Origin of the sequence: Candidatus Thiodiazotropha sp. CDECU1, assembly GCF_963455295.1 — a bacterium.
Taxonomy (GTDB): domain Bacteria; phylum Pseudomonadota; class Gammaproteobacteria; order Chromatiales; family Chromatiaceae; genus Thiodiazotropha.
Genome location: NZ_OY734020.1, coordinates 1907798 through 1932563, shown reverse-complemented (window position 1 = coordinate 1932563; position 24766 = coordinate 1907798). Strand labels below are relative to the sequence as shown.

Annotated in this window: 28 protein-coding genes; 16 read left to right on the top strand and 12 right to left on the bottom strand. The window is 49.3% G+C overall.

Annotation, left to right across the window (positions count from 1 at the left end):
• Positions 1-63: 63 nt before the first annotated feature.
• Together R2K28_RS08775 and R2K28_RS08770 are read left to right on the top strand one after the other, a co-directional pair.
• Complete coding sequence (locus tag R2K28_RS08775) at positions 64-1404, top strand: hypothetical protein (protein WP_316369224.1); 1341 nt, start codon at positions 64-66, stop codon at positions 1402-1404.
• A gap of 68 nt (positions 1405-1472) precedes the next feature.
• Complete coding sequence (locus R2K28_RS08770; RefSeq protein ID WP_316369222.1) at positions 1473-2486, top strand: transposase; 1014 nt, start codon at positions 1473-1475, stop codon at positions 2484-2486.
• Positions 2487-2521: 35 nt separating this feature from the next.
• Here R2K28_RS08770 and R2K28_RS08765 read toward each other — a convergent pair whose 3' ends face one another.
• The 3 genes from R2K28_RS08765 to R2K28_RS08755 all read right to left on the bottom strand — a co-directional run bounded on the left by R2K28_RS08765 (position 2522) and on the right by R2K28_RS08755 (position 4799).
• Positions 2522-2953 carry a hypothetical protein gene (locus tag R2K28_RS08765; protein WP_316369220.1) on the bottom strand — a complete coding sequence of 144 codons (432 nt, stop codon included), beginning with the start codon at positions 2951-2953 and terminating at the stop codon, positions 2522-2524.
• A 319-nt stretch (positions 2954-3272) separates the two neighbouring features.
• Positions 3273-4043 (bottom strand): HEAT repeat domain-containing protein, encoded by a 771-nt coding sequence (locus tag R2K28_RS08760; RefSeq protein WP_316369218.1) that lies wholly within the window; start codon positions 4041-4043, stop codon positions 3273-3275.
• Between the two features lie 54 nt (positions 4044-4097).
• Positions 4098-4799: a hypothetical protein gene (locus R2K28_RS08755; protein ID WP_316369216.1), complete on the bottom strand. Its 702-nt coding sequence runs from the start codon at positions 4797-4799 to the stop codon at positions 4098-4100.
• Positions 4800-5020: 221 nt separating this feature from the next.
• On the opposite strand from R2K28_RS08755, the gene R2K28_RS08750 reads away from it, so the two are divergent.
• Positions 5021-5266, top strand: a complete 246-nt coding sequence (locus R2K28_RS08750) for a hypothetical protein (RefSeq protein ID WP_116445657.1) — start codon at positions 5021-5023, stop codon at positions 5264-5266.
• Positions 5267-5491: 225 nt separating this feature from the next.
• On the opposite strand, the gene R2K28_RS08745 is transcribed toward R2K28_RS08750, so the two are convergent.
• Together R2K28_RS08745 and R2K28_RS08740 are read right to left on the bottom strand one after the other, a co-directional pair.
• Complete coding sequence (locus tag R2K28_RS08745) at positions 5492-6928, bottom strand: histidine kinase dimerization/phospho-acceptor domain-containing protein (RefSeq protein WP_316369215.1); 1437 nt, start codon at positions 6926-6928, stop codon at positions 5492-5494.
• Between the two features lie 6 nt (positions 6929-6934).
• Complete coding sequence (locus R2K28_RS08740) at positions 6935-7600, bottom strand: response regulator transcription factor (RefSeq protein WP_316369213.1); 666 nt, start codon at positions 7598-7600, stop codon at positions 6935-6937.
• Between the two features lie 345 nt (positions 7601-7945).
• On the opposite strand from R2K28_RS08740, the gene R2K28_RS08735 reads away from it, so the two are divergent.
• Positions 7946-8140 carry a CPXCG motif-containing cysteine-rich protein gene (locus R2K28_RS08735; RefSeq protein WP_316369211.1) on the top strand — a complete coding sequence of 65 codons (195 nt, stop codon included), beginning with the start codon at positions 7946-7948 and terminating at the stop codon, positions 8138-8140.
• An 83-nt stretch (positions 8141-8223) separates the two neighbouring features.
• Here R2K28_RS08735 and R2K28_RS08730 read toward each other — a convergent pair whose 3' ends face one another.
• Positions 8224-8733, bottom strand: coding sequence for an MFS transporter (locus R2K28_RS08730; protein ID WP_316369209.1), 510 nt, complete (start codon positions 8731-8733; stop codon positions 8224-8226).
• A gap of 289 nt (positions 8734-9022) precedes the next feature.
• Here R2K28_RS08730 and R2K28_RS08725 point away from each other — a divergent pair, with 289 nt between their 5' ends.
• Positions 9023-9223, top strand: coding sequence for a hypothetical protein (locus tag R2K28_RS08725; RefSeq protein WP_116445661.1), 201 nt, complete (start codon positions 9023-9025; stop codon positions 9221-9223).
• A 538-nt stretch (positions 9224-9761) separates the two neighbouring features.
• On the top strand, positions 9762-10319 hold the full coding sequence (locus R2K28_RS08720) for a DUF2799 domain-containing protein (protein WP_316369207.1): 558 nt from the start codon (positions 9762-9764) through the stop codon (positions 10317-10319).
• Positions 10320-10425: 106 nt separating this feature from the next.
• On the opposite strand, the gene R2K28_RS08715 is transcribed toward R2K28_RS08720, so the two are convergent.
• Both R2K28_RS08715 and R2K28_RS08710 read right to left on the bottom strand, forming a co-directional pair.
• Entirely contained in the window at positions 10426-10899 is a 474-nt protein-coding gene (locus tag R2K28_RS08715) for a DsrE family protein (RefSeq protein ID WP_316369206.1), read from the bottom strand.
• A gap of 144 nt (positions 10900-11043) precedes the next feature.
• Positions 11044-11832 (bottom strand): hypothetical protein, encoded by a 789-nt coding sequence (locus tag R2K28_RS08710; protein WP_316369204.1) that lies wholly within the window; start codon positions 11830-11832, stop codon positions 11044-11046.
• Positions 11833-12110: 278 nt separating this feature from the next.
• On the opposite strand from R2K28_RS08710, the gene R2K28_RS08705 reads away from it, so the two are divergent.
• From R2K28_RS08705 to R2K28_RS08695, 3 genes are all read left to right on the top strand, one after another.
• Positions 12111-12446: a DUF1820 family protein gene (locus R2K28_RS08705; protein WP_316369202.1), complete on the top strand. Its 336-nt coding sequence runs from the start codon at positions 12111-12113 to the stop codon at positions 12444-12446.
• 55 nt (positions 12447-12501) lie between these two features.
• Entirely contained in the window at positions 12502-13077 is a 576-nt protein-coding gene (locus tag R2K28_RS08700; RefSeq protein ID WP_316369200.1) for an ankyrin repeat domain-containing protein, read from the top strand.
• Between the two features lie 167 nt (positions 13078-13244).
• Complete coding sequence (locus tag R2K28_RS08695; protein WP_316369198.1) at positions 13245-13709, top strand: hypothetical protein; 465 nt, start codon at positions 13245-13247, stop codon at positions 13707-13709.
• Between the two features lie 45 nt (positions 13710-13754).
• Here the strand turns inward: R2K28_RS08695 and R2K28_RS08690 are convergent, their stop codons facing one another.
• Entirely contained in the window at positions 13755-14879 is a 1125-nt protein-coding gene (locus tag R2K28_RS08690) for a PilT/PilU family type 4a pilus ATPase (RefSeq protein ID WP_316369197.1), read from the bottom strand.
• 123 nt (positions 14880-15002) lie between these two features.
• Positions 15003-16037 carry a type IV pilus twitching motility protein PilT gene (locus R2K28_RS08685; RefSeq protein ID WP_316369196.1) on the bottom strand — a complete coding sequence of 345 codons (1035 nt, stop codon included), beginning with the start codon at positions 16035-16037 and terminating at the stop codon, positions 15003-15005.
• A 286-nt stretch (positions 16038-16323) separates the two neighbouring features.
• Here R2K28_RS08685 and R2K28_RS08680 point away from each other — a divergent pair, with 286 nt between their 5' ends.
• The 6 genes from R2K28_RS08680 (at position 16324) to R2K28_RS08655 (ending at position 21578) form a co-directional block, all read left to right on the top strand.
• The gene (locus R2K28_RS08680) at positions 16324-17031 is read left to right on the top strand and encodes a YggS family pyridoxal phosphate-dependent enzyme (protein ID WP_316369195.1); all 708 of its coding nucleotides are present in this window, start codon (positions 16324-16326) and stop codon (positions 17029-17031) included.
• Between the two features lie 37 nt (positions 17032-17068).
• Positions 17069-17896, top strand: a complete 828-nt coding sequence (proC, locus tag R2K28_RS08675) for a pyrroline-5-carboxylate reductase (RefSeq protein ID WP_316369193.1) — start codon at positions 17069-17071, stop codon at positions 17894-17896.
• 1 nt (position 17897) lies between these two features.
• A complete protein-coding gene (locus tag R2K28_RS08670) occupies positions 17898-18476 on the top strand; it encodes a YggT family protein (protein WP_316369191.1) in 579 nt (192 codons plus the stop codon).
• Entirely contained in the window at positions 18473-18757 is a 285-nt protein-coding gene (locus tag R2K28_RS08665) for a DUF167 family protein (RefSeq protein WP_116445670.1), read from the top strand. The genes R2K28_RS08670 and R2K28_RS08665 overlap by 4 nt, the downstream gene beginning before the upstream one ends.
• A gap of 108 nt (positions 18758-18865) precedes the next feature.
• A complete protein-coding gene (locus R2K28_RS08660; protein WP_316369188.1) occupies positions 18866-20842 on the top strand; it encodes a dynamin family protein in 1977 nt (658 codons plus the stop codon).
• A gap of 292 nt (positions 20843-21134) precedes the next feature.
• Positions 21135-21578, top strand: a complete 444-nt coding sequence (locus R2K28_RS08655; RefSeq protein ID WP_316369186.1) for a DUF4426 domain-containing protein — start codon at positions 21135-21137, stop codon at positions 21576-21578.
• 85 nt (positions 21579-21663) lie between these two features.
• Here R2K28_RS08655 and R2K28_RS08650 read toward each other — a convergent pair whose 3' ends face one another.
• Positions 21664-22344 carry a sulfite exporter TauE/SafE family protein gene (locus R2K28_RS08650; protein ID WP_316369185.1) on the bottom strand — a complete coding sequence of 227 codons (681 nt, stop codon included), beginning with the start codon at positions 22342-22344 and terminating at the stop codon, positions 21664-21666.
• Positions 22345-23754, bottom strand: a complete 1410-nt coding sequence (locus R2K28_RS08645) for an AmpG family muropeptide MFS transporter (protein WP_316369184.1) — start codon at positions 23752-23754, stop codon at positions 22345-22347.
• Positions 23755-24081: 327 nt separating this feature from the next.
• Between R2K28_RS08645 and pyrE the strand changes: the two genes are divergently transcribed.
• Entirely contained in the window at positions 24082-24726 is a 645-nt protein-coding gene (gene pyrE, locus R2K28_RS08640; RefSeq protein WP_316369183.1) for an orotate phosphoribosyltransferase, read from the top strand.
• Positions 24727-24766 lie beyond the last annotated feature (40 nt).

Here is a 24766-nt window from a genome sequence, read left to right as displayed (position 1 = left end):
CCAAAGCGGACATTTTATAAATTTGGATTTTCTCCAAAAAAGAGCGGAGTTTAGGAAAGCATAATGTCTCGGAAAATAGGTGGGTTATGGATTATATGTGATGACCTAGAGGTCGGCGAAAGTCTACAGAGAGGTCGTCGAACTGTATCTATTAATCTTAGCAAAGCGGCTTTATCGGGCAATACATCGATTCTGTCATTAATCTCTACGAACGAAAATGAAATCAATTTCATAGCGGTTTGTACAGCTAACAAAATATCCGGAGATCTTGAAAGAAAGTTTTCGATTGGCCCTGCAATCGAGCTAACTAGTCCTCTAATTATCGATCACGTACTAGATAAAATTTCTACAAAGTTTAGCAATCACATTCACAAACCTACCCGAAGGGTGTCCGGTATTCCCCCCGCTAGCTGGGAGGCTTTACTTGATTGCATTATTAGTACAGATAATATTTCAAAGAGTGATATTGAACATCTAATTCAGGTGATTGCGTCACGAGAGAAGATGAAAAGAGTTCCTCTTAAAGATGTAATTGCTTACGAGCACGATGCAGTAGCTGTTTCACTAGAAACCTTTCAAGGTTCTAAAGTACGTCAGCAATATCTTAGTAATACCCCGATTGAAAAAGAAGCTCCTTTTATTAAGTCTCTAGAAAAAAGCGGTGCGAACGTTCTTGAAGATCACATGATCGAAAATGATTTAATGCAATTTCCTGGTGTCGATCAAATGCGACGGCATTTGGTTGGCGCTGTCGAGATTCAAACTGAAAACGGAAAGTTAACTCTTTTGAACTCTAACAGAACCAAGATTGAAAATACTTTGGGTGTAGATTTAGTTTATTACCACCACTCATACAGGTCATTTGTTTTAATTCAGTATAAGCGTTTGACTGGGAGTCCTGAACCAATATACCGGCCAGATTCTGATGGCAGCTACAAAGAAGAAATTTCGCGTATGCGTAAATTCTTGAATGAAAATCCTTTGGAAAACAGCAGCCAAATTGAAGAATATAGAATGAATAAAAACCCCTTCTTTTTTAAGTTCTGCAACTCAAACTCTAAAGACCATTGGAGTCGAATGACTCCAGGTATGTATATTCCTTTAGAGCTTTGGGAGAAATTTATTGTATCAGATCAATCAGTTGGCCCGCGTGGCGGCAGATTTATAGGTTACGAAAATAGTCAGAGGTGGTTAAACAACTCAGAATTCGTGGCATTAGTTCGTAAGGGGTGGGTAGGATCAAGCAATTCAATGTCAAAAAACATAAATTCAATTATTGCAGATAAGTTGGCGGCAAATAGGTCTGTTGTGTATGCAATTCATGAAAAAAGAAAAGAACCGGAAGAGCACTTGAGAGATGGTCGAGGGCGGTTTTCTTCAGAAAATGATATGGATGCGATTTAAAAGGTGAAGTTCACTAATAACTTAATAACTTAATTGACAGCCCCCCTACCCAGTGTTAGCTTTTCCTCATGCCCAGACATGGACGTCTACACATCCCCGGTGGCTGCTATCACGTGATGGGTCGCGGTCTAGAACGTCGCCGGATTTTCTATGCTGACGCGGACAAGCAGGACTTCCTCGACCGCCTGGGCGAGACGCTGGCGCGCAATGGATCCCAGTGCGTGGCGTGGTCGGTGATGACCAATCACTATCACCTGTTAATCCGCGTAGGGGATCAACCACTCGCCAAGTTGATGGCACCTCTGCTGGGAGGTTATGCCGGTCACTACAATCGCCGTCATCACCGTAGTGGTTACGTTTTTCAGAATCGCTACAAATCCATCCTTTGCGACGCTGATGCCTACTTGCTGGAATTGGTGCGCTACATCCACTTGAATCCCCTACGTGCTGCGATGGTGAAAAATCTGACTGACCTGGATAGATATCCGTGGACCGGTCATTCGGCCCTCATGGGGCATCGAAAGCAGGATTGGCAGTCTGTTAGCGAGGTACTGGGCTTGTTTGCCCGAGGATTGGGTACGGCGAGACGTCGCTATCGGGAATTTGTCGTCCAGGGTCTTGAGGAAAGGGACTCGGACGAGCTACTGGGAGGAGGCCTGGTTCGCAGTTACGGCGGATGGGAAGGGCTCAAGCGCTTGCGCAAGGAACACGTGTACTGTATCGGTGACGAACGCATTCTAGGCGATAGTGACTTCGTCGAACGCGCACTGGCTCAAGACACCTTGAAGGTCGAACAGGCCACACAGCGAATTCAGGCCGGCTGGGATCTGGATCGTCTCATTCGCAGGGTGAGCCAGTATTGTGGCATCAAAGAGGAACAGTTAACGCAAAAGGCCCGAGGCAATGACTTGTCTCTAGCAAAGGCACTGATCTGTCTTTGGGGCTCACAGGAGCTAAAGTTGAGTCTGCGCGAGATCGCGCACCGCTTGTCCATCAGTCAACCCGCCGCCTCACAATGGGTGAATCGTGGCAGGAAATTCTGCCGTGAATTGGGGATAGAATTCGAGGTGATAGATAGTTAAGTTATTATCTTATGAGTGTCCCCATTTCCCACAATCTATTTGGCCTCGGATGCAGTTGCTCCATCAGCCGTCGCTGCCTCACCTGCTATCGCACTTGTGGCCGATGCTCCTGATGACTGGCTCTTTACCTGGTTACGTGTGCTACTTCCAGGGCGTTTTTCCGGATACTTCTCGTAGTACGATTCCTCCATCGTCTTGAATCCGTATTTTGCAATCACCGCATCGTAGACATCGCAGGATTTCTGGTGTTCACCTTTTTCGGCAAGGGCCTCGGCAATCTTCACTTGCTCGCCGATGTCATTGGAGGTCGCATGATTCATCTTTCCGGCCATGGTCAAGTCCAGCATACCCTTGGTTACAGTCTGGTATTTACCGAACGGTGTACCCCCTCCATTGCATTCAGCACCCCAGGAGACAAAGGGTGTCGATAAAACCAACATTGCCGCACTGATACCGATTCTGTTCATATCTTCCTCTTTTGTATGCTTTTATTCGATTCACGAAAAGGTATAAGTAGAATAGCCGCACCACCCCTGCTTAGCAAGGTAGCAAACTGGTAGCGATCCCAAGGTTAGGCGTTCGCTGATAACCCCGTCTTTGACATGCCTCTTTAAGTTTTCTACTCGCATCCACAAAACCCTTCAACCGGCCTTCAAAAATTACTGCGTCATGTAGACCCAGTGCTGATGATGAATCTGTAATCATATAGAATTAGCGGTTGTTTTTTCTAGGATATCGCCTCGCTTTAAAAAAAATAAGTCATTAGGGTTCAACTGTGCATTTAACTTAAAAATCTTGTTGATTTGACTCGGCTAATATTGCGTGCACATTTTCTCTAATCAATATATTTGGATCATTAACAAGCTGACTCAAATAAGAGCTAGCTTGATCTCCTCCAATTTCACCCATTGCACTGACTGCGTTTAGCCGGACGTCATTATCAGAATCCATCAACAAGCCTGAAATAGCATATACGGATTGTTCACTCTCAAATTCACCAATTGCTTTAATAGCCGCTATTCTGACTTCTTTATTATCATCGAATAACATGGGTTCGATATATATAGCTAGAATATCGTCCCTATGTTGCGCAAGCGCTTCTAGCGTCATTATACGTACTATCGGTACATTATCGCTCAACGCATCGATTAATAGTGAAAATGCTCCAGGGTGCTTTAGTTCACTGATGTATTCAATCGTTGCAATACGTACTATTTTCTCATCATGTTTCAATAGCTGCGTTAGCTGCATCAATGTGTCGTATGATGAAAGATTTGCCTGTTCCAATTCCATAAGTCTACGCAACTCCGGATGCGATTCGTATGCTTCCGGTTGTTTCAATTCAGGCGTATCTGTGTCCAATTTCAATTCTGAATTAGTAGGCTTGATAAATGCAACTTTTTCTTGTGAAGCTACTTTTTTATGGGCAAGCTTTCCTGTTTCAAGCATGATGCCTGCCTTGTCTGAAACCTCGCTTTGCGGAGAATTCACAAGCAGGTATGCCGTGACAACGATGCCTACAATAATAGCAATTGAAACTACGCTGTATTTGCTCATTGATCTTCCTGTATATATCAACCCTCACCATTCCTGGTGAGGGTTGTCTCAAGTTCATTCAACAACAAAGCAACTTTCCATTGCGGATTTGTTACCACTTTCTGCACGTACCAGAATTTCGAACTTATATTCACCTTCTTCAGAAAGTTCAAAAAAATCTGGATCGCCAATTGTCCACTCAGTCATTTCTGCTGGAATAATACTTGTCGATTTGTAATCCGTCTCATCGATTTCCACTACCACTTCGTAGTACCGAACACTCACATCACCATACTTACCAAGCTCTTCATGTGAACTAACTACCGCATCCCATGATAACGTAACTGGGGCAGAAACCACTGGTAGCTCATCTGCATCACAGTCTTCAGCTGCTGGCTGTCCATTGACGGTGACGTTACCAGGTGCTGAAGGAATGACATGAGAAAGGTACACTTCACTTTCCCGCTCCTCTCCATCCAGAGTGATACCTTCGATTTCATATATACCTTCAGGAAAGCGTTTAAAGAATTTCTTTGGATCAAGCTCATCAAAGGTCGGCTCGGCACTTTCGAAAAACAGCTCTGTAATACCTTGTTTTTTGAGCCGACCAATCGCACGGACATACATCATACGACGCTCGTAGGGGTCTTCAATTTCAAGTCGTTTCCACTCATCGCCGTCAATCTTGCCGTGGATACCAAGGTCTCCATCGGTATCATTCAATTCAAAAAATAACTCGGCCTCATCAAATGGTATATCTACTTCCGCTATTGCCATGGGAGAGGCCCCTAACAATCCAGCCATCATGATACAAAGGGGTAATTTGGGTAAATACATTTCATTGGTCCTCTTATATATGTGATGATCACAGGTTCTTCCTGTGTCAATAATATTAAGTGTATCCCCTGAAATTCCCCTGAAAGTAATCTGAAATTTTGCTGAATAATAGGTTTTGTGTAATATAAATAGTGATCCGTACTGCACTAAAGGAAAAATGCATGAAAATGGTTTTTTTATTATTAGTTTTATTAATATTCCTTACATCGCCCTGCTATGCCGTTAGTAAGGAAGAAGTACGAATAATTATCGATAATTCTTACCCGGGAGCACGGATTACTGAAATCGAAAAAGAAAGGTATAAGGGGAAAAAGATCTACGAAGTAGATTTTGTTTATAAAGGAGACAAACTCGAGGCCATCATCAGTCTCGATGGTAGTATTATCAAAGTTGGTAATGACGATTAATCATTACACATTATAAAGATTGGACAACAGAGCACTGTTGACCCGGTTTAAATCATATTGGCCTCTGCACTATTTCGCTTTGCGATAACCACTGTGTATGTTTATACCTACTAATAAATAATAGTTCCTAAATATAGTATCCAGAGAACAGTAACAGACCTGTACTTACCAGACTTATACAGCATACAGATTAATCTTGGTTTCTGATAATTCGCTGAGGATGAATCAATATTGTACAACCAGCGGCAGGCCGCTGATTGTAACAATGAATACACGTTGACTATCGAGGGCTAACTTCACATCCAGATGGATTATTCTAGCTAGCGCATCTACCAGGGTCAGTCCCAATCCAGAATGATCGTAATCACCCTTGGCCTTGTCTTTGCGCCAAAAGCGGTCCTTCATATGAATAATGTCTTCCGGTTTTATATCAGTGGCCACGTTCTTTACGTACAACACGACATTATTGTTGCGAATTTCAGCTGAAATTTCTATTTCTTCCTCATCGGGACTATAACTAACAGCATTGATGAACAGATTGCATAGAATCATACTGAATTTCTCACGATCAGTTGAAATAATTAGATCACTTGGTATCTGTTTAACCAGCTTTTTACCCGCATACTGACTGTTAACAGATTGCTGCCAGACCTCATCACAAAATCGCGACAATTCGATATCTTCGGGATCACTGTGTAGTAATCCTGCCTCCGAGCGGGTAAGTTCGAGTAACGTCGTAACGATTTTTTCCATCTGTTGAGAAATCTCTCCTACATCAGTAAAAAATGCGTTAACCTGTTTTGGATCATCTGGCATCATCTGCCCCACCTCGGATAAGGTCCTTAATTCAGACAATGGCGTACGTAACTCATGCGCTACGTTAGATGAAAAGCGTTGCTCTCGTTCGAACGCTGACTGTAAACGTTCCAGCATATAATTTAACTGGTTTTCAATAGGCGCTATTTCCAAACTTTGCACTCCTTCATGCTTCAACCGCGCATCCAAGTTTGATTCATCGATCTCACCTACCTGTTTAGCCAATGAAGACAACGGCATTAGCCCCCTACCAATCAGCCGCCATACCAATAAAGCGGATACCAGTAAAACGGTTATGATAACTAAAAATATGGTAAATCCAATCGAGAACAGAGTTCTATTTAATGAATCTCTCTCACGTGCAAATACCAGCGATATCGGTTTAGGTTGTGGCAGTTCAATGAGTTCCTCGATCTCATCTTCATCTATCTCAACACGTGGCATGAAACTGATTTCGATAAGACGCCCCTTTCGGCCATCGGGCAATCTAAGATTGGAAGTTTGAAAAGTGTCTATCGCGACTCCAGCCAGCGGAAGATTAGATTCAGCCAGTGAGGGCGACTTAATCAGTAACCGCTCGCCTTCTTCCCACAACTGGTAATACTCTGGCGAGTCACCTGCCAGGAACTCTGACATTAGGCCATCTTCGGCAAAATCAAACTCTAGACCCTCTTCATCAAGTTCAGTCAGAGATATAAGTGCCTGCGCCTTGTCAAACAACCCTGTATCATAGACCTCTACCACATGATTTTTGATTCTGGTGTGTAAAAATACAGCGGTAAGTGACAACACCACGATTAACGCACTGATAATTGAAACATTAAGCTTTGTTTGTATCGAATGCACGCGATTTCACTCAACTAAGTAACCAAAACCGCGTCGGGTTTTAACCAGGGATGGTGCCCCAGTTGCTTTTAATCGTTTGCGTATCGAACTGATATGGGCTTCGACCGCATTACGTGTCACGTAACTACTAGAGTCATACAATTGATCAATTAATTGATCGTGTGAAAAAACACGGCCACGACGACGTACTAAAAATTCAAGTATTTCATACTCGTGAGGAGTCAATGCCACCGTTAGATTATTAAAACTGACAATGCGTGACACCGAATCAATTTGAACGCCTTCAGCCTCTAGCACTGGATTTTTAACTCCAGAGCGACGGCGATTCAACGCTCTAAGTCGCGATACCAGTTCATCAAATGAAAACGGTTTAACCATGTAATCATCTGCCCCAAGATCCAGGCCACGTATTCGATCTTCTGTCTGGTCATTTGCCGACAAAATCAACACATGGCTATCAACATGGTTATTACGCAGAGTGGCTAATACTGTCAATCCATCAACTTTGGGCAAAATCAGATCAAGAATAATTACGTCGTATATATTTACTTTGAGAAAGTAGAGCGCCTTCTCACCATCAAAGGCTTGATCCACCGTGAAACCCTGTTGTTTCAAGCCACTCGTCAGTGATCTCTGCAGGCGAACTGAATCCTCGACTAGTAATAACTTCATAACCCCGAAAGCCCGAATTTAAAGGTATGACATGGTTATACACATTGTTTAGACATTATTTCGCTGAAAACATTGTCAGTCTAGACCAACAAGCTGAATATCTGCTGAAGATACCGAATATGATAACAAGGAGGAATTATAACGATATGAGACAACCACAAAATTATTACACCCAGACATTTCCCAGCTTCAAGGTGAAAGTGCACTACACTTTTCAGTATAGAACGCTAACGGTGCAGACCATGTTGAACCAGGCACCACTCAGCGAGTGACAGGAATTCAGGCGTTACCTGATACGCCTCCATGGCGTGAGTGAGAATCCCAACCGCGTGGAGCAACCTTTAATTGAATCTACTCCAGGCCTCTCTCATCGACTGTCCCTACTGCGGCGAACGGATTGAACTCCTGATCGATACCAGCGAGCCGCAGCAGGTAATCATTGAGGATTGCTCGGTCTGTTGCCGTCCCATTACCCTGCGATTGCGCTGCATACCCGGTGAAATGCCCAAAATCAGCGCTCACCGGGAAGATGAAGTTTAGTTCCTTACCGCACATAAAATGCCAAGGTTAGCCGTTCGTATATAACCCAGTATTTGGGAAACAAGGTGGTGTCGCAAGCAGACCTAAGCCTTGGCCAGCCTGCCCGGTGGCTCGGGCCTTGTGCTCAGCGCCATGATGATCGCACCGAAGCCAAACCCGGCTACAGCGAGCCCGGTGATCAACCCCTTCCTGTCGGGAAACCACTTCACGCCGACAGCGATTGGCACCACGTAGCCGAGACCGATGCCCGCACCACCGATCAGGCCGATGAAGATCAGTTGGGCCCAAAAACTGCTGCCGAACAATCCGCCGAGCACGTAACCGGTACCCAGTAGCAGACCACCTGACACCGCTAGTGAACGGGGTCCGATCTTCGGCAGCCAGCGCCCAGCCATAACCATGACTATGGCGAACGTCGCGAGCCCAGCTGAGAAGATCCAGGCGGTCTCACTGGCACTGAAGGCATAGGGGCCCGCAGGATCGGTAAGTAAGGCGGTGAATACTGACCAAGCATAGATCGCACCGAGTGCCAGTTGAATCAGTATGGCGCCAAATACGACAAGCCAGCGATTGAAAGGTGGTTGTGCCTCCATTGGCGGGGCTCCGGGTGGGGGTCAGGGAATCTACAATTGATTTGACAATTGCATATCCACGAGACACCTATCGTCGTCTTCCCATCATGGTTTTTGTTTTGAATCTGCACCTGGGCGGCTCGATTTATCAGTGGCTTATCAACTGCAGGTCCGAACCCAGAAGTAGTTTTTATAATACACTTTGGTAATTTGTCACATTTTTACAAAAAAACAGAGAATTGATTTGTAATTCTTTGTAATTATGCTATTTTTTTAGTTGTAACCTTGCAACATACCCGAGACGACCAAAATGACCGGCCTCTACAAATCGAAAACCTGCCAGGAGTGCCCCCACCTGGTTATCAGTGGGACGGCCTGCGACTGGCAGCCACATGAATGCCCCATTCAGATAGAGAAGATGCAACGTCAGAAAAAGACCCGCGCAAAAGCGTTTTTTCTGACCAATCTGTTGATTGCTGACGATTTTGACGCTGTACGTAGCAGCAACTAATAGAACCTCTGGATGAGCGGCAGTACCTGAGACACCCATCCAAATCGCATCTAATGCGTAATTCTGGATAGGTTTCCCGGTTGGCTGCGACAATACGTGTGCGTATTACCCTGGTGAGCTTGGATGCCACCCCCTATCACCACTGTATAGCCCACCGATGTTGTCTGTGCCGAAACGATTCCCAATCAGGACAAGTACCAGCACATCGATTGCTAAGCCCGTCATAGTTTCCAACATAAAAAACCCATCCAATATTTAGGATGGGTTTTTTAAAATATGTGCCAGACTCAGCTTCCCTGCTGTCTAGGCAAATCCCCTCTTAGTCGTCGATTACGACTGTAACAAATAAAAAACCAGCGACATCTATGAATTAGCAGCTGATTCAAGCGTGTATTGAGTCTGCCGACATATTAATCTGGGAGAATACAGCATCATTACAACTGTCAATACTATACTCAATCAGATTAAATCCGGAATAGATATGATTCGATATTTTTTTGTTGCTGCAACGATTTTTGCACTATCAGGTTGTGCCTCCATGGGCAAAGATGAGTGCATGGTGGCCGATTGGCAAGCCATTGGTTATGAGGATGGAGCAAAGGGTCATGCACTCTCCCATTTAAGTAATCATCGAAAGGCCTGTTCAGAGTATGGCATTACGCCGGACATGAATCGCTATGAGCAGGGTCGTCTGGCAGGTCTTGAGGAATATTGCATTCCCAGTAAGGGTTATGCACTGGGCAAATCCGGTAAAAAGCTCAACAGGGTCTGTAAAGCGCCTTTGGCCAGGGAGTTTGAACAAGCCTGGTCTGATGGCCTTAAGGTACACAAGGCCAAATCCCAACTGCGAAACAGCGAACGTAAGCTGAAACAACAGCAGAATATTCTGGATGATCTGAACAGCCAGATTGAGGATGCGGAAGCTGAATTGATACGTGATGGTATCAGCCGCAAAAAACGGAAGGCGCTGCTGGCTGAGATTAAAGACCTCAATGCAGAGCTGGCAGATACGGAGTACGAGTTGTCAGTGTTGGAAGATCAGGTACTGGAAGATCGTGACGATTTAGAGCGAGTCGAGGCGCGATATGACTACTGATGAGAAGAATACGAGACACCGATAAATTATTAAATACTCAAGCAGCCGATTAATCTGAGATTACAGTGGGTATCACAGAATTCCCACACTAATCCTATATCCAACGTTAATAATCCGGACCCTGCAATACGATCAACACGAAACCGAGATTTTGGTAGTCGTGGATCTGCGCCGGACCCGAAGGGGAAACATCCACATAAGCCGGGAAATCCTCGGGTGTGTAACCATCCCATCCGGCATGCACGCCACACACATGCAGATCGATCTCTTCATCTCTCAGCTGCTGCGCCTGGTCATGGATTGGCGCCAAAAGGCCATCTGCCTCATCAGCCAACAGACCGAACTGTTCACGCCCATGGGTCACCACGGCAATCGGCAGCTCAGGAAAACGTTTGCGCAATCGAGCGCTTAACTCAGCGATCTTGGGCAGGGCCCAGCCCAGGGCATCGTCGTCATCCTCTATGATCTCGAAGACCACACCGGCAGGTTCTTCATCGGCCTCAAGCAGACGATCCACCTGGGCATCGGCCAGGGCCAAACCGGATAGGGAAAGCAGCAACATCAGAGAGAAAAGGCGCATAGAGTGAACACTCCCCGGTTAACTCGTCAGTAAATGGACAGCAACCGCAGGATCCAAGTTTCAATATACCGATAAAAAGTTAGTCCCCATTGTCACGCACCATGAGACACAGTCTGTTATGGACTTTGTGGCCTAAAATTTCTGCTATCGAGTGACCTTCTCGTTTCTGTTCTTGTATTGAAATTGAAATCTGCAGTCATCCGCATCTTCCGCCGCACAACAGAGCTTCTCAATATGGTGTTTCCCTGGCAGAGCAGTGCTAAGCAGGCCTTTCAAGGTACCAAGCAGAAATTGGCAGGCGTGCTTCTGGGGTTTCTTCGGTCTGACGTTGATTTTCGATGCAGTGATCGCGAGCACATTATTCTGCAGATGCGCCTCAGCCATGGGTGATATCGCCGGCAAGATCAATTGGCTGAGGGCCTCAGGCAGGTCTTCTATTGGGGAAGAAAGTTTTTCCTGTTTAAACAGGTGCAGTCCGAAGCTGTGTCCAAGCTGCCTGGCCCTGGACAGGCGCTCATCCTGGGGTATGGTACTCAAGATTTCGTAAAGCCGACCACCCACATTGGGATAGCGGCTCAACAGGGAGAAGACGAGCATACGGTCACGTATCTCTTGATCCCCCACTTCCGGGGCAATTGTCTGCTGATGCTCAGGCTCACTCTTTTGTTCATCGGTGACATGGACAGAGGCGACGCCCTTCTGATCCAACTTGTCAACCGAGAGAATTCCATGCACCCCTCTGAGCTGGTCGATGATCTCCTGTTTGGGCATGTCAGGACCATCCAGCTCGAGCACCAGGTATCGGGTATCGACGAATGGGGTATTTTTCAGGGTTCTTTGGGTACACGCCAGGCCCAATGACTTCAGGCGTTTGACGACTCTCAGTTGTATGCCCGGCGCTGATGCTATCTGCAGTACTATTTCTGTTATCACGGTCAATTCACCCTTGGCGCCCTCCTTCTACCTAATGGGGCCTTAGTCATAAGCTGAATTTATATCTCTATAATACATTCAGTGGGACATTATTCAAATCCGGTAGGTGTTGATGCCCAACAAGGGAAGCCGCTTACAGGGGTGCAGCCACGACAATGCCCCTAAAGCGATCCTGCTCTGAGCACAACTAATAGTGGCTTCCGATAACTGACTCTTTTAACCCTTCGTTCAAACCTAATGTATATTAATAGGGTAGATCCTGATATGTAGAGTCAGTCATGCGTATATTTAAAGTCGTTTTCTTGAACCAGGGAAAGGTCTACGAAATCTTCGCCAAAACTGTACAGCAAGGTGAACTCTACGGTTTTGTGGAAATTGAGGACCTGATCTTTCAGGAGACCAGTACGGTAGTCGTGGATCCTTCCGCCGAGAAGTTGAAACAGGAGTTCTCCGGTGTCCACCGCACACGTATACCCATCCATGCGGTGATTCGCATCGATGAGGTGGAGAAGAACGAGCATGGCCCCGGCAAAATCATAGAGATAGATTCCGACTCGAATATCACCCCTTTTCCCAATCACCTGTTCGATCCCAAGAAGCGACCGGAGAAATAGTCGCTGATTGCGAATCCGCATTGAGCCCCTCGCAGTGCTGGTGACAATAGATGGGATGAGATTCATTCGCCCCTCTGCCAATTCCCTGTACGGCTTATTCCTGCTCCTCTCACCGATCTGGCATGGTTGTGGCAGCGATACACCACAACAAACCCTCGTTGATGAGCCCCCGGCGTTGCTGATTGCTGCAGAGAATGGCGACCTCCCTACCCTCACCAGGCTGATCGAGGGGGATGGTGCAGTCATCGATGTCAAGGATGCCTGTTTCTGGACCCCCCTGATGAAGGCCGCATTGAATGGCCATAGCGAGGCGGTCAAGCGTCTTATTCTGGCCGGTGCTGACGTCAACCAGAAGGACAAAGGGGGTTACACATCTCTGATGCTGGCCGCATCGAACAATCATCCCCATGTCATCGATCTTCTGATGGAGGCTGGGGCCGATATCGACCTGGTGGAGAAAACCAATGGCTGGACTGCCTTGATCTGGGCAGCGAAACGGGGTCATAGGGCGGCCGTGGAACGACTGGTGTCACACCCGGTTGATCGGAATATCAAGGACTTTTCCGGAAAGCGGGCCGTGGATTGGGCCAGGGAGAAGCAATTTTCTGAAATGCTCTCTCTGCTGGAATAGGCGGACAAATCGCCTCTTGGATCATCGGATTTAATGTGCGGACCGATCTATTAGCAGAATATGCTAATTAACTGATCCAGATCATCACCCCTGCTCCACGGCAATTCTATGATAGTTAATCAGATAGCTCCTATCTGTGATCGAGCGTTTCTCAGGAGGGATCTCTCATGCCTCAGAACATCACCAATGACCATGATCTACGAGCAGCGATCAGCGGGCTGTCACCTGCCGAGCAGCGCGCCCTGGGTGGTCAGTTTGTTGCCAATGTGGGTCATTTGAGTCAAGACCCACGTATCAATCGCGCCATCGACGCGGCTAGTAATCCGGATATTTCCCTGGCTGAGCTGGAGGAGACCTACAAAACCGTGAAGGCCTTTGCAACGCAGACCTATACCGCTTGCGGTAGCGATGCCGATTGGGCGGCACAGGCCGAGCATTTTGTCGCTGCGGCCGCGGCGGCCGCACTCTCCAGCGATGACCAGACCGGTGCGCGGGGGGCTTGGAAGGCCGCTATGCAGGCCCGCATGGCGAAAAATTGCGAAATGATTCTGATCGATGACGGTGCGGCTGCAAATGAGTCGGAGAACCAATATCAGATGGCTGAGCGCTATCTGGAAGGGCTGCCACAGTAAATTGTAGGTTGGGTGCGGTTCATAGCACCCAACCCAGGTCTGTGATCAGTGCTTACCATCCGACAGGGTAATCCCATCCAGCTCATCGATCAGGGAGTCGCTGGTATGGGCCGCACCAAGTTTTATCATCAGGCGTACATCGTTGGTCGAATCGGCATGGGCCAGGGCATTCTCATAGCTGATGACACCCTCTTCATAAAGCTGGAAGAGATGCTGGTCAAAAGTGATCATGCCGTGTTCCGTTGAACGCTTCATCAACTCTTTGAGCTTATGGATTTCACCTTTGCGAATCAGCTCTGCGGCCAAGGGGGTATTCAACATCACCTCGACAGCGGCACGCCGGCCGTTGCCGTCCACTTTCGGGATCAGTTGCTGAGCCACTATGGCCTTCAGATTCAGTGATAGATCCATAAAGATCTGCTCCCTGGCATCCTCCGGAAAGAAGTGGATAACACGATCAAGTGCCTGATTGGCGTTGTTGGCATGCAGGGTCGAGAGGCATAGATGACCGGTTTCGGCAAAGGCAATGGCATGCTCCATGGTCTTTCGGGTACGTATTTCACCAATCAGAATAACGTCCGGCGCCTGGCGCAGAGTGTTCTTGAGCGCCACTTCATATGACTCGGTGTCTATACCCACTTCACGCTGCGTAATGATGCACTGGTTGTGATCGTGCATGTACTCAATGGGGTCTTCGATACTGACAATATGACCATCGCCCCTGGTGTTGCGATAGCCGATCATGGCCGCCAGTGAGGTGGATTTACCGGTTCCGGTAGCGCCCACGAAGATCACCAGGCCGCGTTTGACCATGGAGAGATCCTGCAGAATGGGGGGTAGATAGAGTGATTCCAGGGTAGGTATCTTGTTTTCAATGCGGCGTAGTACCATACCTACAGTATCGCGCTGATAAAAACTGCTGACCCGGAAGCGGCCCAATCTTTTGACACTGATGGCGAAATTGCACTCTTTGGTTTCGTCGAACTCCTTCTGTTGTGCATCGGTCATGATGCTATAGACCATCTCCTTGGTCTGCCTGGGTGTCAAAGGGGTCTTATTGATGGGATGGATCTTTCCATCCACCTTTATGGAGGGCTCTCGCCCAGCGGTTACGAACAGATCGGACGCCTTGTTTTTCACCACCACGGATAGAAGTGCGTTCAAATCCATAATCTTATCCTCTTTATTCAGATTCCAACCCGGCAGCGATGTGACGTCGCTAATTCAGGCAGCAGATAGCAACCGCAAACGGGGCTGAACAGGTGTCATCATACACCTGGAAGATAATATAGTTTAGAACTGATCCTTGTTTTGCGCCTTGGCCTTGGCGTCAAGACGGCTTACCACACCACGCTGCACCAACTCCTTCAGGGCCTGGTCCATGGTCTGCATCCCCGCTGCCTGTCCGGTCTGGATCGCGGAATACATCTGCGCGACCTTGTCCTCACGGATCAGGTTTCGGATCGCCGGGGTGCCAACCATGATCTCCCAAGCAGCAATTCGACCACCACCAATCTTTTTCAGCAGGGTCTGGGCAATCACGGATCGCAGGGATTCGGACAACATGGATCGCACCATCGACTTCTCTCCCGCCGGAAAGACATCGATGATCCGGTCGATGGTCTTGGCCGCCGAACTGGTGTGCAGGGTACCGAATACCAGATGTCCGGTTTCGGCGGCGGTCAAGGCCAGGCGGATGGTTTCCAGATCACGCAGCTCGCCCACCAGGATGATATCCGGGTCTTCACGCAAAGCAGAGCGCAGCGCCTCGGAAAATCCCAAGGTGTCACGATGCACTTCGCGCTGGTTGATCAGGCACTTCTTGCTGGAGTGAACAAACTCGATCGGATCCTCGATGGTGAGGATATGGGAGTAGTCATTGTCGTTCTTGTAATCCATCATGGCAGCCAGGGTGGTGGACTTACCGGAGCCGGTCGGTCCGGTCACCAGCACCAGCCCGCGGGGCACATCCACGATTTCCTTGAAGGTAGTGGGACAGCCGAGCTCTTCCAGGGTCAGCACCTTGGATGGGATGGTACGAAAGACCGCCGATGCGCCGCGGGCCTGATTGAAGGCGTTGACACGAAATCTCGCCAATCCGGGAATCTCGAAGGAGAAGTCATTCTCCAGGTACTCCTCGAAGTCCTTGCGCTGTTTATCATTCATGATGTCATACACAAGGGCGTGAACGACCTTGTGTTCAAGAGCGGGGACATTGATGCGTCTGATGTCGCCATCCACACGAATCATGGGTGGCAAACCGGCAGAGAGATGCAAGTCTGATGCGTTGTGCTTGACACTGAAGGCCAGAAGTTCAGCGATATCCATTCATTCCCCCATTAGAAATTCTAAAGACCCATGATGAGTCGCAATATAGACACTTTAGCGATGTTCCGCGATGATGGCATTCCCTATCCATAGATTTGCGCTTTTCATAGCTATCGTCCCAAAAATGGATAAGTTTAGCTGTGTTGCAGTCAAATATTAAGGAAACACTCTATGCATCTGAGGCAGTTCAACTTGAAATGGCATCAACTTGACCTCACTTTGCAGGATACTACAAAGATCAACCCAACAACCAAGCAAATTGCACAATTTAATTGATGTACCCAGCGTGACAGATCAGACTCGAAACAGGCTGCAGCAGCGCTATCAACTGGTGTTGAAGCGAATTCACCAGGCGGAAACCACAGCTGAACGTACACCAGACAGCGTTCGGCTGCTGGCTGTCAGCAAGACCAGGAGCGCTGAGGAGATTGCCTTATTGGCGGGTCTCGGGCAGACACGCTTCGGCGAGAGTTACCTGCAGGAGGCGCTGGTGAAAATTGACCAGTTAGGGGACAAAGGCGTGGAATGGCACTTCATCGGCCGCATCCAGAGCAACAAGACCCGACCGATAGCTGAAAAATTCGCCTGGGTTCACAGCGTCGCCAGCCTTAAACATGCCACGCGATTGAGCCAGCAACGTCCCCCGGGTCTGCCACCATTGAATATCTGTCTCCAGGTCAATACCAGTGGTGAATCGAGTAAGGACGGTCTCAGCGAAGTGGCATTGAGAGAGCAATTCAAGGCCTATACCGCACTCCCCAATCTATCTATCAGGGGGCTGATGACCATCCCGGCACCTGCTGCCGGGAATGCGGCTCAACACGCCCCCTTAATGCGGTTAAGATTGTTACGCGACGAACTTAAGTCTGCGCAGATACCACTGGATACCCTATCCATGGGCATGTCGGACGATCTTGAGGCCGCCATCGAAGAGGGCGCGACGATCGTCAGAATAGGCACCGCAATTTTTGGCCCACGGCAGTATAATCAGTGAAGCCTGCACCCAATCAACAAAAGTGAACAGCAACGGCATGAGTAACGATAACATCACATTCATCGGTGGCGGCAACATGGCCACCAGCCTGATAAGCGGCTTGATTGCCGATGGTTATGACAAGGGGCGCATCACGGTGAGTGATCCCGACCCTGACAAGCTGGCCCAACTGGCTGCACGCTGCGGCGTTAACACCCAGTCTGAGAATAACAGCGCCATCAGCCAGGCAGAGGTGGTGGTTTTGGCGGTTAAACCGCAAGTCCTCAAGGCAGTGACCGAGGACTTGGCTGCAACTGTACAAAAGGTCCAGCCACTGGTGATATCCATCGTCGCCGGCGTCAAGGAGTCCACCCTGCGGAATTGGTTGGGCGGTGATGTGGCACTGGTGCGCAGTATGCCGAACACCCCGGCCATGATTCAGTCCGGTGCAACGGGTATGCACGCCGGCCCAGGAGTGAGTGAGATACAGCGCAACCAGGCTGAAAGCATATTACGGGCAGTGGGCCTCACCCGTTGGGTTGAGAATGAATCTCAAATGGATGCGGTCACCGCTGTCTCAGGCAGTGGTCCCGCCTATTTCTTTCTTGTCATGGAGGCGATAGAGGCCTCCGCCCGAGAGATGGGGCTGGATGAGGATACAGCCCGCCTGCTGACCTTGCAGACAGCCCTGGGTGCAGCCCGTATGGCCCTTGAAAGCAGCGATTCACCTGCACGCCTAAGACAAAAAGTCACTTCTCCCGGCGGTACAACAGAGCGCGCCCTTGGCATCCTTGAGGAGGGTGAGATACGAACCCTGTTCGAGAAGGCCCTGCAAGGGGCCAGAGAGCGCTCGGTCGAACTCTCCGATATGCTGGGAGACCAATAGCATGGGCAGCAGTTACCTTACCGATCCCGTCGTCTTTCTGGTACAAATCCTGTTCGGGCTGTATATCCTCGCGGTGCTGTTGCGTTTCCTGTTGCAACTGGTGAGGGCGGATTTCTATAACCCGATTTCCCAGTTTTTGGTGAAGGCGACGAACCCCCCATTGAAGGTTTTTCGTCGCTTGATTCCAGGTTTTGGCGGCATCGACCTTTCCTCCATCGTGCTTGCCTGGCTCCTCAAAACCATCGAGCTCTTTATCATCGTCAGCCTCACAGGCACCACCATTAACCTGCTAGCCCCTTTTGTTTGGGCCATACCGGAGTTGGTGGAGTTGGTCATCAATATCTATCTGTTTGGGATTTTGATTCAGGTTATCCTCAGCTGGGTGAATCCCGGCAGCTACAACCCTGCGACGGCCTTGTTATACAGTTTGACCGGCCCTGTGATGCGACCTGCACAAAAAATCCTCCCTCCTATGGGAGGTATTGATCTCTCGCCGATGCTGGTCATGATCGGCCTGATACTTCTGAAGATGTTGCTGTTGCCTCCGCTTCGACATGTCACCAGCAGTCCTTTTCTGTGAGCTGGTTTCGTTGGGAGCAGAAAGATCTGATCCTCCATCTGCGTGTACAACCCAAGGCGTCGCGGGATGCCTTCATCGGCCCTTTTGGTGAAAATGAGTACAAAATCGCCATCACGGCACCCCCCGTGGATGGCAAGGCAAACCGTCATTTAGTGAAATTTCTTGCCAAGGCCTTTGCTATACCCGCCTCGCGGATCGAATTGATCACCGGAAAGAACGCCCGCTCTAAGTCTATACGGTTAAAGTCCCCTCAAATTCTGCCGATAGATTTTGAAGATTAGGGCATCCGGATATGGCTTCATTGGCACACCTCGCGTATTATTGCGCTTTTAGCTGAGAATATAGAATAAGGGTTTGTTCCGGCTTTAAAATTTTTTTGGGGCACAGGCATGGAAAAAGTAAGATTTCAAGAACAGTTAAAGGCTTACGAGCAATGGAAAACGGATGTCATCAACACCATTGAGGAGTATGGCCCCTGGCTCGAAGAGAATGGAATGTCCTCAGCGGACGTTGAGCACCGGATTGACGAAACCTTGGCCGCCCTGAGGGGTGACAAACTGACAATCGCCTTTGTCGCCGAGTTCTCCCGGGGCAAGACCGAACTGATCAACGCCATCTTCTTTGCCGACTACGGCAGGCGCCTGCTTCCCTCCGATGCCGGCCGTACGACCATGTGCCCCACAGAGATCTTCTACGATGATGTGCGGAATGAAGCCTATGTACGCCTGTTGCCGATTGAAACGCGCCTGCAGGACACCACCCTGAGTCAATTGCGGCACGATACCAAGCAGTGGGTCCACTACCCCCTGGAAACCGAATCGGTTGAGCAGATGCAGGCCGCCCTGAATGAGGTCGTCCAGACCAAAACGGTCACCCTGGAGGATGCTAAGCATCTTGGACTCTACAGTCAGGAGATGCACCCCCATCAGTCCGAGCCGCCTGAGACCATAGAGATACCCAAGTGGCGCCATGCCATGATCAGCTTTCCCCACGATATGCTGAAAAAGGGACTGACCATTCTCGATACCCCCGGTTTGAATGCCCTGGGTACAGAACCCGAGCTCACCTTGAATATGCTGCCGGCTGCACAGGCGGTACTGTTTGTACTCGGTGCCGATACGGGCGTGACCCGGAGTGATATGGAGATCTGGCAACACCATGTCAAGGGCTTCCAAAGTGGCCGCCAACGCGGTTTGATGGTGGTTCTGAACAAGATTGATACCTTGTGGGACGACCTGCGCGAGCATGAGGATATACATGAGGCCATCCGTGGTCAGCTAAGTGATACGGCTGAAATGTTGGGTGTGGAGCCGAAGGCTGTCTTCCCCATCTCAGCACAGAAGGGTTTGCTGGCCAAGATCAAGAACGAGCCTGATCTGCTGGACAAGAGCGGTCTGCTGGATCTTGAAAACTATCTGGGACAGGACGTTCTGAATATCAAACAACAGATTGTTCTCGACACCATCAGTTCCGATGTTGGTCAGATGCTGGACAATAGCCGCAGTATGCTCTCCGGCAAGCTCAATGAGACCAAGTACCAGCTCGAGGAACTGGAGGAGTTAAGCGATAAAAGCGACGATGTCATCAACAATCTGATGGAGAAAACCCGCAGCGAACAGGCCCAATACCTTCGCGATGTGGAGACATTCCAACAGAGCCGCAAACAGCTTAAACAGCAAGCGGATCTTTTGTCAGAGATCCTCAGCCTGAGTCTGCTGGATGAAACCATCACCAAATGCAGAAAGGAGATGACCAACAGCTGGACCACGAGCGGAATGAAATCCTCAATGAAAAATCTGTTTGAGGAGACACGCCGCACCATGCTTCAAGTCGTCAATCAGAGCGAGCAGACGCGTAAGCTGATCCGTTCCATCTATCGTAAGTTTCAAAATGAGCATGGCTTTGCCGTTGTGCAGCCGAAGATGTTCTCCATTGTTAAGTACCGGGTAGAACTCGAGCTGTTGCATCAGGAGGCGGAGATCTTTCGCAATAGTCCGGTTACCGCGATGATGGAACAGAATTTTGTGGTAAAGCGCTTCTTCTCTGCACTTGTGAAACGTGCGCGGGATATCTTCCAGCGTGCTGACGTGGAGATCAATCAGTGGATCGTTAGCGCCCTTGAGCCCCTGGTGATACAGATCAAGGATCACAAGGAGATGATGGAGAAGCGGCTTAACAACCTGCAGAAGATTGGTCAATCACGCAACACCTTGCAATACCGCATCCTTGAATTGCAGGAGCAGTATACGGAACTGGCGCGCCAGTTGACCTCACTGCGGAACATGTCCAACCGGATCAGTAACAACCGTCCACTTCATCAGAGTCAGCGTCAGAAACCCAAGCTGGTGAAGCAGGGCGTCTCCTGAGGTCAGCCGCGGCCATCAATCGTAAGGTATTTTCTTATGATTAATGGTTATATAACTGTTTTTATTGGTTTTTTATAACCACCAAATAACCTCTGGCCAGCAGTTCCCCTGCACCTTCAAGAGCGATGATTTTCCCTTATCATATCCACTGATATCTTTAAGCTGTGGATCACCGCTTGCTGCTCAGCCGTCTTCAACCACTTCACCCAATCTCACGGATCGACTACACTGAAGCTACAACAAAGACCGGTCATGCAGATCGGCGACTAAATTAATCAGGAGGGGTTTGTTCATGACTTTTACCAAACACTTTTTTATCTTCATATCTCTATTCTTGCTGAGCACCACAGGTTGGGCGGAAAACAGCACTGCGATACCCGGCTTCACCATTCACCACAATGCCATCCCCAGTGCCTCACTGGAGCCCTCGGTAGCCAGGCAGTACGGTATTCAACGCAGCAAATACCGGGGCATGCTGAACGTAAGCGTGATCAAGTCTGTAGCGGGAACAATCGGTAAATCCGCCGAAGCTGTTATATTGGCCAAGGCCAACAATATACGCGGTCAGCTGATCAGTATTCCGATGCGAAAAATCATCGAAGGCGATGCCATCTACTACATTGGAGAGTTTCGTATCGCCGATCAGGAGAAACTCAACTTCGAGCTTCAGGTTCAACCTAAGGGTGAAACCCGTTACTACACAGCCAAGTTATCCCAGGAATTTTTTATCGACTAATTTTTTTTTGATTCGCTTCGTACACCACATTCTACTGCTATGGGCTGGGTAAACTCAGCCCATAGCAGGAAACTGGTTAGAGCTGTTACATGGCCCTCGCCAGGGTCACTATTCCAAACAGAATGACAACCAATCCTGCGGCTCGCCTGACGCGTATATCCTTCAGCCAGCGTGCAAGACTGCCAGCCAATATACCCATCGCGAACAGATTGGGTAAGGTACCGAGACCGAAGGCGAGCATCAGCCCTGCCCCCTTTGCCACACTCCCCGCGGACACCGTCCACACCAGCATGCTGTAAACCAATCCGCACGGAATCCAACCCCAAACCAATCCCAGAGCCCAGGCCTGGGCGGGTGTCTTTACCGGCAGTAACTTGCGGGCAAAGGGTTCAATCTTGCTCCAGAGCAGATTGCCCATGCGCTCGATTTTGGCTAATCCGGTCCACCATCCGCCCAGGTAGAGGCCGAGCAGAATCATAAAAACACCGGCAATCACCAACAACCCTTGCTGAGCGACATAGATTGGCACTGCATGGGTCAACAAAACACCCAGGCCACCCATGATCGCGCCGGCGACCACGTAACTGGTGACACGTCCCAGGTTATAGCCTAACTGATAGGGAAAGGTGTTGATCAGGCGACTTTGCACCGAGCTGGGAAGACCAAAGGTCAGCGCGCCGACAATGCCTCCACACATCCCGACACAGTGGCCACCGCCGAGCAATCCCACGACAAAAGCGGCCAGATAACTGCTTTGTTCTATCATTCATGCACCCTCAGTCGCAGCTTCTTGGTTTGGCGTGCGGCTAGGTGGCAGATAACGCATGGCCATAAGAATCAGGATCAACACGGGAATGCCCATGGAGGCAGTGATAAGAAAGAAATTCACATAACCCAAGCCATCCACCATGACACCGGAAAAACCACCGACAAACTTAGGCAGCAGGAGCATTACCGAACTGAAAAGTGCATATTGAGTCGCCGAATAGGAGACATTGGTAAGGCTTGAAAGATAGGCAATAAACGCCGAAGTGGCGAGTCCTGCGCTGAGGTTGTCCGCGGAGATCACCAGTGTCAGCATAGCCAGATTATGCCCGATACCGGCCAACCAGGCGAACAGCAGATTGGTGGATGCCGCTAAAATACCCCCCAATAACAGGATACGCATGACTCCCACACGGGTTACCATCATCCCTCCCAGAACAGCTCCCAACAGGGTCATGATCACCCCAAGTACATTGGCGACAATGGCAACCTCACGCTTGGTGAAACCCAGATCCACATAAAAGACGTTGGATATCACCCCCAACACCACATCCGAGATACGGTAAGTGGCGATCAGGGCCAATATCAGGATCGCATGCCAGCCATAGCGACGGATAAAATCGGCGAACGGGCTTATTACTGCCCCGTAGAACCACTCGCTGAAGCTACGCACTACTCCCGGCAGCCAATCTTGCTGTTCAATGATCCGGTCCACCACATCTTCCTGTTCCAGGGTGTCCGGGTTTGGGTGAACATCTGGCTCCTTTATCAGTAAAACAGTGATCACACCAACCAACATCAAGGTGGCCATGGCAAGATAGGCGAACATCCAGGCATTGAGGTAGTAGCCGGTTTCATTCGGACTCGCCCATTGTGCAATCGCCAGTGCACCACCACCACTGACAATCATCGCGATACGGTATCCAATCATGTAGTTGGCAGCCATGACCCCTTGCAATCTGACTGCCGCTCTTTCAATTCGATAGGCGTCGATAGCGATATCCTGGGTGGCCGATGAAAAGGCCACCAACAGCGCCAGCCAGGCAAAGCGATGCAATCCCTGAAGGGGATCGGAGAAGGCCAGCCCGCAGAGCCCGAAAATGACCGAGATTTGGGCCAACAGCATCCAGGCTCGACGACGTCCCAAACTGGCAGTAAGCCAGGGGATTTTCAGACGATCGACCAGTGGCGCCCAAGCCCATTTGAAACCGTACGCAAGTGCCACCCAACTGAGAAATCCGATCGTGGATCGATCGATGGCCGCCTCTCTCAGCCAGTACGAGAGGGTACCGAAGACAAGCAGCAGGGGCAGTCCCGCGGAAAAGCCGAGGAAAAGCATGCTGCGTGTCCCAGGCTGCCAATAGACTGCAAGCGTGTTGAACCAATTGGTTGACCTGTTGGTTGAATTCACCCGCACCTCGGAAGTAAAAATCGCCATTATAAGGGGCAATAGGACCCAAGTCCCCTGCCCCTTACAAAAAAAGGTCTGGGCTAAATCAGGTAATTATTGCGGAACAAAGCAATTCAGGCTGCAAATGGACGCGAATCACCACAAAAAAGCGCAAATGATAAAAAAGCGATTCTCAGAATCATATCATTGCCAACGGCTTGAACTGCCAATTGCCTCAGTATCACCATTGGCGGTGATTCGCGTCCTTTTGCGGTTTCACTGTTACTTCTTAGTCAAATCCAACAAAAAAAAGTACAATGCACGATCGCTTTCTACTGGTATCAATTCATGCAGGATTATCAACGGGAATTTTTAGACTTTGCCCTCGATGTGGGTGTATTGAGATTCGGTGAGTTCACCCTGAAATCGGGACGGGTCAGCCCCTATTTCTTCAATGCCGGACTGTTCAACAGTGGCGCCAGCCTGGCCCGCCTCGGGCGCTACTATGCCCAGGCAATCGTCGATTCAGGCATTGATTTCGATGTACTCTACGGCCCGGCTTACAAGGGTATCCCCTTGGCCGCCGTGACTGCCGCCGCACTCTACGACCAGCATGGTATCGACATCCCCTATGCCTTCAACCGTAAAGAGGCAAAGGATCATGGTGAGGGGGGCGTCATCGTCGGCCATGCCCTGGAAGGACGCGTCTTGATTATCGACGATGTCATATCCGCCGGCACCTCGGTGCGGGAATCGGTGGATATCATTCAATCACTCCAGGCCATACCCGCTGGTGTTGTCATCGCCCTCGACCGCCAGGAGCGGGGCCAGGGAGAGCGCTCGGCAATTCAGGAAGTGGAGAGCGACTACGGCATGCCTGTCAGCGCCATCGTACGTCTGGAACAGCTGATCGAATACCTGCAAGAGAGTGACGATAGCGGAGAATCCCTCAAGCGTATCCAATCCTATAGAGACCAATATGGTGTGGTTTAGCTTCAGCGGCGCGATCGGCTATTGATTAAAGTTGGTAGGC

What these genes read in the sequence shown, in the direction of transcription:
- R2K28_RS08770 (WP_316369222.1), top strand. Translation starts at nt 1,473, where the DNA reads ATGCCCAGACATGGACGTCTACACATCCCCGGTGGCTGCTATCACGTG.
- R2K28_RS08670 (WP_316369191.1), top strand. Translation starts at nt 17,898, where the DNA reads ATGGGCAGCAGTTACCTTACCGATCCCGTCGTCTTTCTGGTACAAATC.
- R2K28_RS08655 (WP_316369186.1), top strand. Translation starts at nt 21,135, where the DNA reads ATGACTTTTACCAAACACTTTTTTATCTTCATATCTCTATTCTTGCTG.
- R2K28_RS08755 (WP_316369216.1), bottom strand. Translation starts at nt 4,799, where the DNA reads ATGGCAATAGCGGAAGTAGATATACCATTTGATGAGGCCGAGTTATTT.
- proC (WP_316369193.1), top strand. Translation starts at nt 17,069, where the DNA reads ATGAGTAACGATAACATCACATTCATCGGTGGCGGCAACATGGCCACC.
- R2K28_RS08765 (WP_316369220.1), bottom strand. Translation starts at nt 2,953, where the DNA reads ATGAACAGAATCGGTATCAGTGCGGCAATGTTGGTTTTATCGACACCC.
- R2K28_RS08750 (WP_116445657.1), top strand. Translation starts at nt 5,021, where the DNA reads ATGAAAATGGTTTTTTTATTATTAGTTTTATTAATATTCCTTACATCG.
- R2K28_RS08695 (WP_316369198.1), top strand. Translation starts at nt 13,245, where the DNA reads ATGCCTCAGAACATCACCAATGACCATGATCTACGAGCAGCGATCAGC.
- R2K28_RS08775 (WP_316369224.1), top strand. Translation starts at nt 64, where the DNA reads ATGTCTCGGAAAATAGGTGGGTTATGGATTATATGTGATGACCTAGAG.
- R2K28_RS08720 (WP_316369207.1), top strand. Translation starts at nt 9,762, where the DNA reads ATGGGCAAAGATGAGTGCATGGTGGCCGATTGGCAAGCCATTGGTTAT.
- R2K28_RS08690 (WP_316369197.1), bottom strand. Translation starts at nt 14,879, where the DNA reads ATGGATTTGAACGCACTTCTATCCGTGGTGGTGAAAAACAAGGCGTCC.
- R2K28_RS08760 (WP_316369218.1), bottom strand. Translation starts at nt 4,043, where the DNA reads ATGAGCAAATACAGCGTAGTTTCAATTGCTATTATTGTAGGCATCGTT.
- R2K28_RS08740 (WP_316369213.1), bottom strand. Translation starts at nt 7,600, where the DNA reads ATGAAGTTATTACTAGTCGAGGATTCAGTTCGCCTGCAGAGATCACTG.
- R2K28_RS08650 (WP_316369185.1), bottom strand. Translation starts at nt 22,344, where the DNA reads ATGATAGAACAAAGCAGTTATCTGGCCGCTTTTGTCGTGGGATTGCTC.
- R2K28_RS08700 (WP_316369200.1), top strand. Translation starts at nt 12,502, where the DNA reads ATGAGATTCATTCGCCCCTCTGCCAATTCCCTGTACGGCTTATTCCTG.
- R2K28_RS08705 (WP_316369202.1), top strand. Translation starts at nt 12,111, where the DNA reads ATGCGTATATTTAAAGTCGTTTTCTTGAACCAGGGAAAGGTCTACGAA.
- R2K28_RS08725 (WP_116445661.1), top strand. Translation starts at nt 9,023, where the DNA reads ATGACCGGCCTCTACAAATCGAAAACCTGCCAGGAGTGCCCCCACCTG.
- R2K28_RS08715 (WP_316369206.1), bottom strand. Translation starts at nt 10,899, where the DNA reads ATGCGCCTTTTCTCTCTGATGTTGCTGCTTTCCCTATCCGGTTTGGCC.
- R2K28_RS08730 (WP_316369209.1), bottom strand. Translation starts at nt 8,733, where the DNA reads ATGGAGGCACAACCACCTTTCAATCGCTGGCTTGTCGTATTTGGCGCC.
- R2K28_RS08660 (WP_316369188.1), top strand. Translation starts at nt 18,866, where the DNA reads ATGGAAAAAGTAAGATTTCAAGAACAGTTAAAGGCTTACGAGCAATGG.
- pyrE (WP_316369183.1), top strand. Translation starts at nt 24,082, where the DNA reads ATGCAGGATTATCAACGGGAATTTTTAGACTTTGCCCTCGATGTGGGT.
- R2K28_RS08685 (WP_316369196.1), bottom strand. Translation starts at nt 16,037, where the DNA reads ATGGATATCGCTGAACTTCTGGCCTTCAGTGTCAAGCACAACGCATCA.